This is a genomic window from Egibacteraceae bacterium (assembly GCA_035540635.1).
Lineage (GTDB): Bacteria > Actinomycetota > Nitriliruptoria > Euzebyales > Egibacteraceae > DATLGH01.
In genome coordinates, this window is sequence record DATLGH010000025.1 from 1 (window position 1) to 13,796 (window position 13,796).

Below are 13,796 nucleotides of genomic sequence, written 5' to 3' on the forward strand. Positions count from 1 at the left end.
GGCCTGCCCGCGTGACAGGCCCAGCTTGGGCGCAAGCCAGTCCGCGGTGGACCCCGCCCTGCCGAGGAAGGCTTTGCGGGCGTCGAGCTCGCCGATGCGCCGCAACCGCTCGGCGGCCACCCGCGTCTCCACCCGCCGCAATCCCACCACGGAGGCGGCCAGCGCCTCGTCGCCGACCGCCCCGCCCAACACCTGAGCGCCCAACCGGTCAACGGTCGCGTGCAGCGCGTCGAGCAGGCCCCGGGCGGCGTCGCCGGTGTCGTCCGCGGCCGCCAGCCGGTCAAGGACCCCCCGGCCCACCTCGGCCAGCCCGCCGGCGTCCAGACGCCCCAGCGACCGGGCGATGACCTCGGCCAGCTCGCTGGCGTCGAGCGCCTCGAGCGGTGCAGCGGCTACCTGGTTCGTACTCATGTTCGACAACCTACCAGAGGGGTGTGACAGCCACAGCCCGTATCCACACACCAGCCCAGAAATCTGCGGCCCCGCGGGGGGGTCGCGCCCCAGCCGACAAGGACCACGCCGGGCCGACCCGACCTGCCGCAGGCCGCCCGCAGCGCGCCCCCGGGCACAGGAAGAATCCCGCGTATGCGCCGGAATCCCGGCCCGGGGACTCACGCGCCCCGGCCGCGCACCACGCCCAAGCCCCGGCGCGCAGCGCGGCCAAGCCCCGGCGCGCAGCGCGGCCAGAGCCGGCCACGGCCAGAGCCGGCCACGGACACCGGCCGAGCACCGGCGCCCCGCGAACGGTGACCTACGCCGGCTGCAGGAGGTTGCGCTCGACGACCGTCGGCGCGTGCATGGAGCGGTAGCCGACCGAGTCGAAGCGCACGACGAGCACGTCACCCTCGGTCCGCTGGACCGTACCGGCGCCCCACTCGGGGTGGGTGACGGACGCCCCGGTGGCGAAGGGTCCCTCGCGGTCGGCCTGGACGCGCTCCTCCTGGGCGTCGACGTCCCAGTCGTCGGTGCCGCGCTGCTCGGCGCGCCGGAGGCAGTTGTCGCAGCGCAGGCAGAGCTCCCCGGGGTACTCGTCGCCGAGGTAGTTGAGCAGGTAGCGCCGGCGGCAGTTCGTCGACTCGGCGTAGGCGGCGACCATGTCGAGGCGCGACTGCTCGATGTCGCTCTGGACGACCTGGTGGGCGGCCATGTCCTCCATCGCCGCTGACGGGTCGCCCTTCCAGCGGATGCCGTTCCTGAACTCGGTGATGTAGCCGAACCGCGCGAGGTCCTCGAGCAGCGACGCGGCGCCCGAGCGGGCCACGGAGGCCTCTGCGGCGACGCGGGCCAGGACGTCGGCCTCGGGCGTGGCGGTATGGACCTGGCTGAACAGGTGCACCATCTTCGCCACGGTCGTCTCCGACGGCCGGCTGCGCCGGTGCAGGTGCTCGTGGACCGACCGGTCCTCGGGACGGTAGATGAGCACGCAGTCGGCGTGGTCGCCGTCGCGCCCGGCGCGCCCCGCCTCCTGCCAGTAGGCCTCGAGCGAGTCGGGCATCGTGCGGTGCACGACGGCTCGGATGTCCGGCTTGTCGATGCCCATGCCGAAAGCGCTCGTCGCGCACAGGACGTCGAGGGTGTTCGGCTCGTCTGACAGGAACGCCTCCTGCACCTCCTCGCGCAGGCCCCGCTCCATCCCGCCGTGGTAGTGGCCGGCGGCCACGCCGAGCTCGAGCAGGGCGAAGGCGGTCTCCTCGGACTCACGGCGGGTCGTGCAGTAGACGACGGCGGGGCGCCCCACCTCGGCGAGGAGCTTGGCGAGCTGGCGGTCACGGCGGTCGGGGTCGGTGACGCGCACGACGCCGAAGTGGAGGTTGGGACGGTCGAACCCCCGGGCGACGAGCACGGGGTCACGCAGCTTGAGCTCCCGGGCGACGTCGTGACGCACCGCCTCGGGGGCCGTCGCGGTCATCGCGAGGATCGGCGGGCGCCCCATCGCCTCGGCGGCGGTCGCGAGCTCGCGGTAGGCGGGCCGGAAGTCGAAGCCCCACTCCGAGATGCAGTGCGCCTCGTCGACGCAGAACAGGCGGATCGGCGCCTTGCCCAGCGCGGCGCGCACGTCGTCGCGCGACAGCTGCTCGGGGGTGGCGAACAGGAAGTCGAGGTTGCCCGCCTCGAGGTCCGCGAGCAGGCGCTTGCGGGCTTCACCGCGCACGGAGCCCGACAGCGACTCGACGCGTTCGGCCTCCGCGGGCGCGTCCGGATGCTCGGGGCGCCCGCCGCCCCCCTCGCCGTTCGCGGCGTCGCCGCGCAGGCGCCGCACCTGGTCCTGCATGAGGGCGATGAGCGGGGTCGCGACGACCGTCGCGCCACCGAGGATCGCGCCGGCGAGCTGGTAGACCAGCGTCTTGCCGCCGCCGGTGGGCAGGACCGCCACGACATCGCTGCCGGCGAGAACCGCCTCGAGAGCTTCGCGCTGGCCGGGACGGAAGCCTTGCAGGCTCGGGAAGTTGCTGCGGAGGGCGTCGTCGATGTCGGTCAGCGCGGGTTCCTCGGGCTCGGGTCGGCACAACCGGCGCCCCCGGGAGTGGGCGGTGCAAGAGTGCCCCTGGACCGCCGCCCTCATGCATCGTGGAAGATTATCCGGAGCGCCGGATGGGGGGAGGCCGAAACTATGCTGGGGTGATGGCCCCTGAGCGCTTGGTTGAGACCCGGCCTCCCGGCGACGCCGCCCCGCCGGGGAGGGGGCGGGCCGGCGCGTCGGGCGCCCTGGCCGCCTGGGTAGCGCTGGCGACGAGCGAGCTGCTCGCCGGTCTCTTCCCGTCCGTGCCCTCCCTCGTGGTGGCCGTCGGCTCGGGCGTCATCGACCGGGTCCCACCCCTGGTCAAGGACCTGGCCATCGCGGTGTTCGGCACGTTCGACAAGGCCGCCCTCGTCGCCGGGATGCTCCTCGTCGCCGCCGTGTGCGGCGCGGCCCTCGGCGTCATCGCCGTCCGAAGCCTCGCCGGGGCGGCGGCCGGGTTCGCCGTGTTCGCCCTGGTCGGGGTGGCCGCGGCGGTCGGCGAGCGCCAGGCGTCCATCCCGCTCGTCGCCGCCACGGCGGTCATCGCCGCAGCCGCAGGGGTCGTGGCCCTCCGTGGGCTGCTCGTGCGCGGCGGACCCGAACCCGGCCCGGCTACCGGCACAGCCTCGGGCGATGAGGCCGCCGACGCCGAGCCCATGACGCCTCGGGGCGGCCGTCGTGACTTCCTGCGGCTCGCGGCGGGGCTCGCCCTGGGGGCCGGCGCGGCGGCCGCGGGCGGGCGCATCCTGACCCAGCGCTCCGCCGCCGCGGTCGCGCGCGCCCGTGTGCGGCTGCCGGCGGCTTCGGCCCGGCTGCCTCCGCCACCTGCCGCCGCGTCACTGCCCGTCGACGGGATCTCGCCGCTCGTCACCCCCATAGAGCGCTTCTACCGGATCGACACGGCCCTGTCGGTCCCGCGGGTCGACCCGGCGCAGTGGGACCTGTCGGTCACCGGGATGGTCGAGCGACCGCTGCGCCTGTCGTACGACGAGCTGCTCGCCATGCCGCACGCAGAGGCGGACGTAACCCTCGTCTGCGTGTCGAACGAGGTCGGTGGGGACCTCGTCGGCAACGCGCGCTGGACGGGGGTGCCCCTGCGGGCCGTCCTCGAGCGGGCGGGCGTGCAACCGGGAGCCACCCAGGTCGTCGGCCGGTCCGTCGACGGATGGACGGCGGGCTTTCCGACCGAGGTGGCCTTCGACGGCCGTGACGCGCTCATCGCCGTCGGCATGAACGGCGAGCCCCTGCCGATCCGGCACGGGTTCCCCGCCCGGCTCGTCGTCCCCGGCCTGTACGGCTACGTCTCGGCCACGAAGTGGCTGTCGGCGATCGAGCTCACGACCTGGGGCGCCTTCGACGGCTATTGGGTGCCGCGCGGGTGGGCGAAGGAGGGGCCGATCAAGACGCAGTCACGGATCGACGTCCCCCGCCGTGCGAGCACCGTCCCGGCGGGGCGCGTGGCGGTGGCCGGCGTGGCCTGGGGAGGCATCCGCGGCATCGACCGCGTCGAGGTGTCCGTCGACGGGGGGAGCTGGCAGCGGGCACGCCTCGCCGAACCGCTGGGGGCGGCGACGTGGCGCCAGTGGGTGTGGGACTGGGACGCGGAACGCGGCCGCCACGAGCTCGCCGTCAGGGCGACCGACGGGGAAGGGGCCGTGCAGACCGCCGAGCGTCGTCGCCCCGCGCCCGACGGCGCGACCGGCCACCACGCCGTCACCGTCGAGGTGGTGTGACCGGCGGACGACCGTGGGGCGCCGCGCCGGGACGTGAAGCCGGCGGTGTCAAGGCCGGACGGCCGGTTGCCGACGCATGTCGTATGGCAGCAGCACACCGACACGGCGCGCCGCCGCTCGCCGCGGACGGACTGCCGGTCGCGCCCGGCCCCGACGCCCCGAGCCCGACGAGGCGTGGGGGCAGGGACGTCGGCCTCGCGGCGGTCGCGCGTCGCGCGTGCGTGGCCGGGGGGCGCCTGGCGCGGAGGACGTTCGTCACCCTGACCCGGCCGCTGCCCAGCCACATCGCCGAACACCGCGAACCCGCGCGCACCGCGCTGGTGTTCGCGGGGATCATCATCGTGGCGCTCACTTCTCAGCTGCCCCAACAGGCCCAACCCAGGGGAAGCGTGGCGTTCGTCCTCGGGGGCCTCGCCACCGCGTTCGGCCTCGCAAGCCTCTGGCCGCGCCTGCACGGACTGCTCAACCGCTACGACGGGCTCCTGGCCCTGGCCCTCATCGCCGCGCTCGTTGCGGTGACCGGCGGGTCGGCGTCCATCTACCGGCCGCTGCTCGTCCTCCTGCTGCTTTATTCGGCGTTGTTCTGCGACACGGCGCGGCTCGTGGGCACGGGCGTGCTCATCGGGGGTGCGGTGCTCGCCCCGCTTGCCTTCGCCGGGGTCGACGCCTCCCTGGTCACCGTGCTACTCGTCGAGGGTCCGGTCTGGGCGGTGCTCGCCGGCGTCGTCCACACCCTCGTCCAGCGGACGCGGGCGACGGCACGCACCGACGGGCTCACGGGGCTGAGCAACCACGTGACCTTCCAGACGGTGCTGCACGCCGAGCACGAGCGCATGCGCCGTTACGGGTCCCACTACAGCGTCCTGCTCGTCGACCTCGACCACTTCAAGCGCATCAACGACGCGCACGGCCATCCTGTCGGCGACGAGGTGCTGCGGGCCGTGGCGCGGCTGCTCGGCGAGCGCGCCCGCGTCACCGACACGGTGGCGCGCTACGGCGGGGAGGAGTTCGCCATGCTCCTGCCCGAGACCCCCCGAACCCCCGCGACCGCGTTCGCCAACCGGCTCGCGGCGGCGGTGCGCGAGGCGGCGCTGCCCGTGGCGGCCACCGTCAGCATCGGTGTGGCGAGCAGCTCCGACGGGCTCGTCGACAGCGCCGAGGCCCTCCTGGCGGCCGCTGACCAGGCACTTTACGAGGCGAAGCGGGCCGGTCGCGACCGGGTCGCGGTCACGCTGCCGGCGACGTCGGCGTTCAGCTTCCTCACCGACGTGGGCTCCCCCGCGGCTACCTGAAGGGAGCGCTCGCCCCGACCCGCCCGTGGCGCCGACATGGCCGGATGGGCATGCACTGCCTTTGCGGCAGCGCCGCGCGCCGTTAGGGTCGGGACCGGTTGACGGCATCCACCCGTCACCTTGGCGGGGCGCCTTCGCCCCCGCACTCGCCGGTTTGCCGTGGCGTCTCGGACGCCGCGCCCGCGTCGTGTCGCCGCCGGCCGCCCTGACGTCTGCCCCCCTTGAGGAGTCATGCACCCGCATCTCGCACGCCCCCCCGCCCGCACGCCGAAGCTCCTCGGCCTGACCGCGTCCGCCGTCGCCTTCGCCGTGGCGGGCCTGGCCGCGCCCGCCGCAGCCCAGACGTCCGCCGACGAGGTCGGCCCACGTCCGCCGGACGGGGAGGACGCCCCCACCACCACCGGCCCGCAGGGCGAGACTGCTCCCGAGCCGACCCCCGAGCCTGCCGCGCCCGCCGAGCCGGCGCCCGAGCCGGTGCGCTACACCGTGGCGCCAGGCGACTTCCTCGCATCGATCGCCGCGGCCCACGGTCTGGATCCGGTGGAGGGATGGCGTGCGCTGTTCGACGCGAACCCCGACGTGGCCGACCCCGACCTCATCGTGCCCGGACAAGTGTTGCGCATCCCCGACGCCGCCGAGGTCCTCGAGCCCCGGGCGCTGCCGGCGCCTGCGCCGGTTCCCGGGACCGAAGCCGCCGCGACGCACGCGCCCGGGCAGTCCACCCCGGGACCGGGGCCCGCACCGGCCACCGAGCCGCGCGTCAACACGTCCGCGCCCGCGGGGGCGTGGGACCGCCTCGCACAGTGCGAATCGGGAGGCAACTGGCACATCAACACCGGCAACGGCTACTACGGCGGCCTGCAGTTCTCGCAGTCGAGCTGGCAGGCGGTCGGTGGCGCCGGCCTGCCGCACGAGGCCAGCCGCGAGGAGCAGATCAGCAGGGGCCAGCAGCTCCAGGGGGTCCAGGGCTGGAGTGCGTGGCCCGCGTGCTCCCGCAAGCTCGGCCTGCGCTGAGCGAGGCCTAGCGGGCGAGCCAGTCGGTGCGGCGGCGGTCCGCCGCCGGCTGCCGGCGGTCGAGAACGAGACCGTCGCGCACCGGCTCGCCTGCGGCAGCGAGCACCGTCGTGATCTCCTCGCCGATCAGCTCGTCGCGCTCGAGCAGTGCGTCGCGCAGCGCCTCCACGAGGCGGCGGTTGCGGTCGAGCACTGCGCGGGCGTGGGCCTTGGCCTGTGCGAGGAGGCGGTCCACCTCCGGGCGCATCCCCGGGTCGGCGAGCACGCGGCCGACGAGGTTCGTGTCGTTGAGCAGTGAGCCCTGCGCCGCCTCGAGCGACACGAGCGAGCCCGCCATCCCGCACGAGCCGACGATCTCGCAGGCCACCTGGGTGGCGTAGGCGAGATCCCCGCCCGGCCCCGTGCCCGCCTCACCGAACCACAGCTCCTCGGCGGCCATCCCCCCCATGGCGATGTGGAGCAGGGCGTACATCTCGGTGCGCGACCGGGTGAAGACCTCATCGAGGTCGCCGTGGGCGAGAAGGCCGAGGGACCCCCGGCGCTTGACGATCGACAGGACCTCGAGACGGCGGGTGCCCGCGACGTAGGCCATCGTGGCGTGGCCCGCCTCGTGAGTCGCCACCGTCCGCCGCTCGGTGTCGGTGTAGGTGACGGGGTTCTTCAAGCCCACCTCGCCCGTCAGACGCGCGTCGGCGACGTCGCGCCACGCCAGCTCGTCCCGGCCGTCCTTCAGCGCGAGGACGAGCGCCTCGTCGAGCAGGTGCTCGATCATCACCGGCGTGTAGCCGAAGGTCTGGCCGGCGAGCTGGTCGCGCAGGTCTTCCCCGTCGAGCTCGGGAGCGTGGGACTTCTTCGCGAGGAAGTAGTCGACGAGCTCACGGCGGTCCGCCTTCGCCGGCAGCTCGAAGGTGAGGCGGCGGTCGAAGCGTCCGGGGCGCAGGAGCGCCGGGTCCAGATCGTCCGCCCGGTTCGTCGCCGCTATGACGAGGATGTTGTGGTACACGGGCCTGCGCGTGCGGACCTGTCTACGCGGTGGGAGGTAGGCGTTCAACGCCTTCGCGAACCCGTTCCACAGCCGGTGGCCGAGCGGCGGGGTGTCGAAGGACTGCAGCTGGACGAGCAGCTCGTTCACCACGCCGCCGGTGCCCTCGCTCGAGCCGAAGCGGTTCGCCACGAGGACGGTGGGCCCCGACGAACCGCATGCGTTCGTGCCCATGACGCTCGCGGGGGTGGACGTGGCGCGCATGCCGCCGCGGGAGGTCGCGATCGCGTCGATCTCCTCGATGAAGCCGATGGCCCCGCCTTCGCGGCGCGCCGCCTTGCGCAGCTGCTTGAAGTAGCCGCGGATCTTGCGGGCGGTCGCGCCGTACCACATCGACTGGAAGCTCGTGGCGGAGACGAACAGGAACGGCACACCCGCCTGACGCGCCATGGCCTTCGCGAGATGGGTCTTGCCCGTGCCGGGAGGGCCCTCGAACAGCAGCCCCCGGCGCGGGTTGCCGCCGAGGCGCCCCCGGTACAACGCGTAGCCGAGGAACGTGTTGAGGGTCTTCACGACCTCGTCGACGACGGTGTCGAGGCCTTTCACGTCGCCGAAACCGACGTCGATCTGCTCGGGCCGGAAGAGCATGTGGGGGGAGCGCCCGCTGGCCAGAGGCATCGCGACGATGACAACCAGGATGACGACAAGGAACAGCGGGAGCATGTAGAGGTAGGGGTCGCGGGGCAGGTCGGGCAGCGCGAAGACGTCGAACGGCGCGCCGACGGCGATCCGCCACCACAGGAACGCCGCCGGCACGGCGAGCACGGCGGCGAGCAGCGCGAGCCGGCGCCTTCTCGCCTGCTCCCTCGCCTGGCCGACGTCGGCCCCGAGGGCGTCGACGAGTGCACCGCCGAGGCGTGCCGCCACTGTTGTCTCGCTCACGGTCCCCGCCTTTGGTCTTCCGACCCTGCTTGACCGGCACGGCGCGCGCAGGGCGAACCTGCTGCCATAGTAGACGCAACGATCACCCTGCGTGATAGTGACGTTGCGCAGCGCGCTGGCCGCCGCCGTCAGCCGCGGACGATGACGCAGTAGGGGCCGAGGGCGACGAGGCGGTCGGCGCCGTAGGTGGCCCGGGTCGTGACGATGGAGGTGAGGGCGCCGGAGTCCTCGTCGAACTCGACGTCGTCGACCGCGCCGGCGCTTTCGCCGCGGTCGGTGAGGACCCGACGCCCGAGCCAGTCGAGGTCCCCGGCGACCATGGCAAGCTCGCGTTCGTCGGCGGGGCCGCGGAGCGCGCCGCCGTCGCCGACGACGACCGCGTCGGGGCCGAAGCCCGACAGCGCCCGCCACTCGACGAGCAGCGCACGCTTGCGCCGCCCGTCGATGTGGACCGCCGTGACGCGCCGGTGCCCGACGTCGACGAGCAGGCGGCGCACCTTGCCGAGCTGCTCGGCGTCGTTGCGCGACATGACGGGCGTGCCGTGCGCGTCGGAGAACCGCACCTACGTCTCCTCGCGGGGCCGGTGCAGGCGGTCCCGAAAGGCCTCCACGGCGCTGCCGAAGCCCGCCAGGTCGTCGTGGAGGAACTCCTCCGTGGCGGCGGGCACCATGAGCGCCTCGCCCGAGACGGAGAACGTGTCGCCCACCGGTAGGAGCCGGGGGCCCTGTCCGCCGTCGATCTCGAAGCCGACGACGTCGGCGTCCTCGTTCACCTCGAGCACGAGGTCGCGCACGGTGCCGAGCGCCCGGCCGCCCTCGGTCATGACGGTCGTCCCAACGACATCGGCGTCCCCGGCGACGTCGCGCATCCCCTCGTCCGGGGCGCCGAGCGCTTCCCTGCCCGTGATCATCACCGCGTCCCTGCCGAGAGCGGCGACCCGCGACCACGGCAGAACCGCCTTGAGGGGCCCGGCGAAGCGCCCTCGCTTGTTGAGCGTGAAGCCAACCACCTTCGCCTCTGTGTGGAGGAAGACGACGTCCTTGACCTCGGCGACGTCCTCGGCGGTGTCGAGGGTGACCACCGGCCGGCCGATGAGGTCCCGCGCGCGTAGCAGGAGGGTCAACGTCGACCCCGCCGGCCCCGCGCGGCGATGACGCCGCCCGCCCGGCGCCGCCGTTGCACGGCCAGGAACGCCACGAGGAGCATGAGCAGGACGGCCGCGCCGACGACGATCCACCACCACCAGTCCATCGGCTGCATCCTAGTGCGAATCGCCGGGTCCTTAGCCGCGCCCTTTGCTGGGCGCGGTGGGGGGCCGCCCCGACGGGGTATCGCTTTCTGGCCACATCCTCCCAGCCGCCGCGAGGAAGGACCCTCCATGAGCCAGAACCGGGATCAGTATCTCGTCAACCTGCACGGCGCCACTCACGAGGTGTTCGGCGGCGACCCCGACGAGATCGTCCTGCGGGTCCGCCGCATCGGGGAGGGTGCGCGCACGCTCAGGGACTTTGCGGTGGACCTCCGCAGCGAGGCGGATCGCTACGGGCGCCTGCACCGCGGCGGCTGGCGGCTCGTCGCGCCGTTCGACGCCGGCGAGGGCCGATGCCGCAAGACCGCAGAGCCGGGGCAGGAGCCCGGAGTCCCAACGCTGGCCCCGGTCAGCGCGCCGCCCGAGAGCCTCGCGGCGGTCGTCGAGGGAGCTGTTGACCTGCCGGAGGCTGCCGCCCGGCTGCGTGTGGCGGCCGATGCCTACGAGCGCGTGGACGCCGAGGGCCGACGGCTGGCCCGGCCGGTGGCGGAGGGACGGGTGTCGCTCGCGTGAGCGCGCAGGGGTGAGGACGGCGTTACTCGGCGTGTGCGGGGGGTAGAGGGCGGGGAGAGGACCGTTACGAAGGAGCCGCAACGTGGTTGACATCCGCCAGGACACCGAGACCGTCAAGAGGGAGTTCGACGATCTCAGCACGCCGACGCAGGTGTTCATCTGGACGCTCGTGGGGCTCGGCATGGTTATCGGCCTCCTGCTCGGGGGCGCGGTCGGCTACGGCATCTCGGTCGACGAGGTCGACGGCCGCGACTGCATCGAGCACCAGGACACCCTCTACTGCGCCGACGCGGGGGCACCGCCGCAGTAGGGCGGGAAGCCGGGGTGCCGTGCCGGCGGCGACCCAGGGGCGCGCCGGTCGCCCGGTTCGTCCTGTCCAGATGGCCTGAACTGATCCTCAAGGAGTAGTCACCCCTCACCGATGCATGGGTACGCGGCGATCCCCGCCTGGGGCGCCACCGAATCCCTTGGAGGACTCCCATGCATCTCAAAGCTGTCGCTGCTGCGGTCACGGGCGCCGCGCTGCTCCTTCCGGGCGCTGCTGTGGCCGGGACGCACCTGGACGGCCATGGCGTCACCGGCGGCTCGGTGAAGACGCCGCCGGTCAGCGCCACGGTGGAGATCGGCTCGGCGACGGTCGACGCGCCGGCGCTCACTGCACCCGGCGTCCCGGCCACTCCGGCCCTGCCCGACGCCCCGTCACCCGAGCTGCCCACCGTCGAGAAGCCTTCCGTGCCGTCGCTGCCGAAGCCGTCGGTGCCGTCGCTGCCGAAGCCGTCGGTCCCCACGCTGCCCGACGCCGGCGCCGTGCCTGCTCCCGCCACCCCGGCCCTACCTGGCGTGCCCGGTCCCGGAGGCGGCCCCTCGGCTGACGTCACCAACGACTCCTCCACGGGGATCGGCGTCCACGACGGCGACCCGAGCGTCCGCCAAGACCGCAGTTCCACCGCCAAGGTGCACCGCGGCGCCAGCCCCGCGCAGTAGCAGCTTCCGCTTCCGGCGCCGATGACCACGAGGTCGTCGGCGCCGTGGCGCGTCCGGGCCGCGCCGCCGGGGCGGGTAGACGCCATGTGGTGGGGACGTTGACGGACCGACCTGGGGTCGTCATGGAAGGTGGGGCGATGGCCGCGCCTGAGGAAAGGCGAGAGCCCCGCCGGCGGGACGAGGCTCTCAGGCATTGCGCGGGTCCGCGCTGGCTGGCATTGCGCGGGTCCGCGCTGGCTGGTGTCGGTGAGAGGACTTGAACCTCCAAGGGCCGAAGCCCACACGGCCCTCAACCGTGCGCGTCTACCAATTCCGCCACACCGACAAGGCTCGGGCGAGTATGCCAACGCCCGGCTCCCGGCTGCAACGCTGCCAGCATAGCGGCCGGCCCAGGGCGGATCAGCCGGCGTTCTTCAGGATTGCCCCGAGCTCGAAGTGCATGCCGTCGGGGATGCTCCAGCGCCCGCCCCAGACGAAGCCCCAGCGGTCGAAGACCTCGACGATGCGGGGGTCCATCTGCGGCACGGCCCCGTAGCCGTTCGTCGACACGTTGATGTCGACGGCGAGCCCCCAGGCGTGCATGGACAAGCCCCGCTGGGGGTTGAAGAGCACGTGGCGAGGCACCCAGCATCCGCCGTACTGCGAGGGGTCGATGAGGTGGGCGAGCCCCCGGTCCTGGACCTCCTGCAGAGCCCCCCGCAGCTGCGGGATCAGAAGCCGGTGGCAGAGGACCTCGCCGCGCAGGATCGGCACGTTCGCGCGGACGATGTTGCGCCGCACCCAAGCGGAGTCGATCTGGATCATGCCGTCGCCGAACGACACGTAGTTGAACGGCTCGAACGCGTTGCGGGCGGCGGCACCCGACAGGAACGCCCGCTGCGTCGTGGGCTCCTCGAGGACCTGCGGTGCGATGCCGGTCGCCTCCTGGACGCGCTTGGCCGCGTTCGCGGGCGCTGCGTCCCCGGCGAGCGAGATGAGGATCGAGCGGGTCCCCTGGAGCTGGAGCGCCTGGGCCGTCGCCTGGCTCACGATCGCATCAGCGACGGGTGGTGCGCCGTTCGAGGCGAGCGCGCCGACGCGCAGGGTGGTGACGCCGGCCGCGGGGATGCGTTGGCCGAGCTCGAGCTGGAGACGGTGGCCCACCTCGTGGATGAAGGCGGCGTCGCCCTCGCTGATGCGCTGCCAGACCTCGACGGCGTCTGCGGTCACCTGCGGGGTGAGCACCCGGAAGCCGAACGGATCGACGGCGGCGACCCTCACCGCGGTCACGCCCTCGGGGGCGGCGATCGCCACCTCCCCGACCGTGAGCATGGTGGCGAAGGTGACGCCCTGCACGCCGAGGACCTGCCCGAGGAGGTCGTCGCGGTCAGCCGGGACCCCGTCGAGGCGAAGCTTCGGGGTCTGCACGGTCACGGGCTCGAAGTGCGGAGCCTCGCCCTCGGGGGCGGCAGGCGGAGGCGCGGGCGGCGGCGGTGCGCCCTCCGCCGGCACGTCGGCGGGCAGTGACGGCGGGGCGAGGCCCTCCACCGGCGCGGTGCCCAGCGCGACCTCTGCCTCAGGCGCAGGCACCGACCGGCTGTGGAGCAGGCCCTCGCCGCCCGGACCCTCGCCCAACTCCGACGTCGCGACCGTGGTCACCGACGGGGTGCAGGTGGCAAGGACCAGGCAGCTGACCGCTCCGAGCAGCGCGACGCGGGAACTCTTCAGTCTCCTGAGCAGCGAAAGACGCTTCGTCATAGCACCTATGGGTCGTGGCTCACGTCGGCGGCCACCCAACACGGGAACCCGCCGACCGCATGGCGGTCACGCGCTTCGACAGGATCTGCAGAAAAGCTCACTGTGTCAACGACTGTGCCGCTGAGCCGTAACGCCACCCCGGTCACGCGCGCGGTCCGACGGCCTCGCGCACCCGCGCTGCGTCAGCGATCAGACGCTCCTCCGCCTGGACCGGGAGCCCCCCGCCATCCCATGCGAGTGGGAGGTCCAGCCATGACCTGCAGCCACCGTAGGCGTCCGTCCTCGGCAGCGTGACCGGCTCGGGCAACGCCACGGCGCGGACGACGAGGGCCTGGAGGGCGTGGCGCGGCCGGAAGATGAGGCGGTCGGCTTTGATGGACTCGGCGGTCCAGATATGCAGGTCGGCGACCTCGTCGAGCCGGTCGGGATGTTCGACCGCGACCACGTCGACGAGGCTCAGACCGCACCGCACGACGAAGGTGCCTCGCGACTCGTCGACGTCGGCAGCGCCCCGCGCGAGCAGGTCCGCGTGCTCGGGACGAACACGCTCGGCGTGGCTGTGGGCAACCGTCGGAAAAAGGACGAACCCCCCGCCGGACTGCCCGACGGTGAACGCCTTCTCGTGGATACCGCCTTTGCGCAGCAGCAGGGTCTGGCGACCGTCGAGCAGGGCGTGGGCGACCGCAGCCCATTCCTTGAGCGCGAGCGTCGTGGCGACACTGGTGGCCGTCATGCGCGCAAGTGTAGGGGGCGGGCGGGCGCTAGGGTGCAGGCGCCATGCCAGCCCCC

14 protein-coding genes and 1 tRNA gene are annotated in these 13,796 nt (G+C 73.5%); 6 read left to right on the top strand and 9 right to left on the bottom strand.

Annotation, left to right across the window (positions count from 1 at the left end):
* Both VM324_04755 and VM324_04760 read right to left on the bottom strand, forming a co-directional pair.
* A partial coding sequence (locus tag VM324_04755; GenBank protein HVL98584.1) for a hypothetical protein occupies positions 1-411 on the bottom strand: 411 nt, incomplete at its 3' end.
* Positions 412-751: 340 nt separating this feature from the next.
* Positions 752-2,563: a RecQ family ATP-dependent DNA helicase gene (locus VM324_04760; GenBank protein ID HVL98585.1), complete on the bottom strand. Its 1,812-nt coding sequence runs from the start codon at positions 2,561-2,563 to the stop codon at positions 752-754.
* 59 nt (positions 2,564-2,622) lie between these two features.
* Between VM324_04760 and VM324_04765 the strand changes: the two genes are divergently transcribed.
* From VM324_04765 to VM324_04775, 3 genes are all read left to right on the top strand, one after another.
* Positions 2,623-4,233 (top strand): sulfite oxidase, encoded by a 1,611-nt coding sequence (locus VM324_04765; protein HVL98586.1) that lies wholly within the window; start codon positions 2,623-2,625, stop codon positions 4,231-4,233.
* 83 nt (positions 4,234-4,316) lie between these two features.
* Positions 4,317-5,525, top strand: coding sequence for a GGDEF domain-containing protein (locus VM324_04770; protein ID HVL98587.1), 1,209 nt, complete (start codon positions 4,317-4,319; stop codon positions 5,523-5,525).
* Between the two features lie 231 nt (positions 5,526-5,756).
* The gene (locus tag VM324_04775) at positions 5,757-6,539 is read left to right on the top strand and encodes a transglycosylase family protein (protein HVL98588.1); all 783 of its coding nucleotides are present in this window, start codon (positions 5,757-5,759) and stop codon (positions 6,537-6,539) included.
* Between the two features lie 7 nt (positions 6,540-6,546).
* Here VM324_04775 and VM324_04780 read toward each other — a convergent pair whose 3' ends face one another.
* The 4 genes from VM324_04780 to VM324_04795 form a co-directional block, all read right to left on the bottom strand.
* Positions 6,547-8,463: an AAA family ATPase gene (locus tag VM324_04780; protein HVL98589.1), complete on the bottom strand. Its 1,917-nt coding sequence runs from the start codon at positions 8,461-8,463 to the stop codon at positions 6,547-6,549.
* Between the two features lie 128 nt (positions 8,464-8,591).
* On the bottom strand, positions 8,592-9,026 hold the full coding sequence (locus VM324_04785) for a PRC-barrel domain-containing protein (GenBank protein ID HVL98590.1): 435 nt from the start codon (positions 9,024-9,026) through the stop codon (positions 8,592-8,594).
* Positions 9,027-9,587, bottom strand: a complete 561-nt coding sequence (locus VM324_04790) for a PRC-barrel domain-containing protein (GenBank protein ID HVL98591.1) — start codon at positions 9,585-9,587, stop codon at positions 9,027-9,029.
* Positions 9,584-9,715 (bottom strand): hypothetical protein, encoded by a 132-nt coding sequence (locus tag VM324_04795; protein HVL98592.1) that lies wholly within the window; start codon positions 9,713-9,715, stop codon positions 9,584-9,586. The genes VM324_04790 and VM324_04795 overlap by 4 nt, the downstream gene beginning before the upstream one ends.
* Before the next feature lie 127 nt (positions 9,716-9,842).
* On the opposite strand from VM324_04795, the gene VM324_04800 reads away from it, so the two are divergent.
* The 3 genes from VM324_04800 to VM324_04810 all read left to right on the top strand — a co-directional run bounded on the left by VM324_04800 (position 9,843) and on the right by VM324_04810 (position 11,270).
* Positions 9,843-10,286 (top strand): hypothetical protein, encoded by a 444-nt coding sequence (locus tag VM324_04800; protein HVL98593.1) that lies wholly within the window; start codon positions 9,843-9,845, stop codon positions 10,284-10,286.
* An 82-nt stretch (positions 10,287-10,368) separates the two neighbouring features.
* On the top strand, positions 10,369-10,596 hold the full coding sequence (locus VM324_04805) for a hypothetical protein (protein HVL98594.1): 228 nt from the start codon (positions 10,369-10,371) through the stop codon (positions 10,594-10,596).
* 170 nt (positions 10,597-10,766) lie between these two features.
* A complete protein-coding gene (locus tag VM324_04810; GenBank protein HVL98595.1) occupies positions 10,767-11,270 on the top strand; it encodes a hypothetical protein in 504 nt (167 codons plus the stop codon).
* Between the two features lie 238 nt (positions 11,271-11,508).
* Here the strand turns inward: VM324_04810 and VM324_04815 are convergent.
* From VM324_04815 to VM324_04825, 3 genes are all read right to left on the bottom strand, one after another.
* Positions 11,509-11,595: transfer RNA gene (locus VM324_04815), tRNA-Leu, on the bottom strand.
* A 74-nt stretch (positions 11,596-11,669) separates the two neighbouring features.
* Positions 11,670-13,007, bottom strand: coding sequence for a M15 family metallopeptidase (locus VM324_04820; GenBank protein ID HVL98596.1), 1,338 nt, complete (start codon positions 13,005-13,007; stop codon positions 11,670-11,672).
* Between the two features lie 142 nt (positions 13,008-13,149).
* Complete coding sequence (locus VM324_04825) at positions 13,150-13,740, bottom strand: DUF1802 family protein (protein HVL98597.1); 591 nt, start codon at positions 13,738-13,740, stop codon at positions 13,150-13,152.
* Positions 13,741-13,796: the final 56 nt, after the last annotated feature.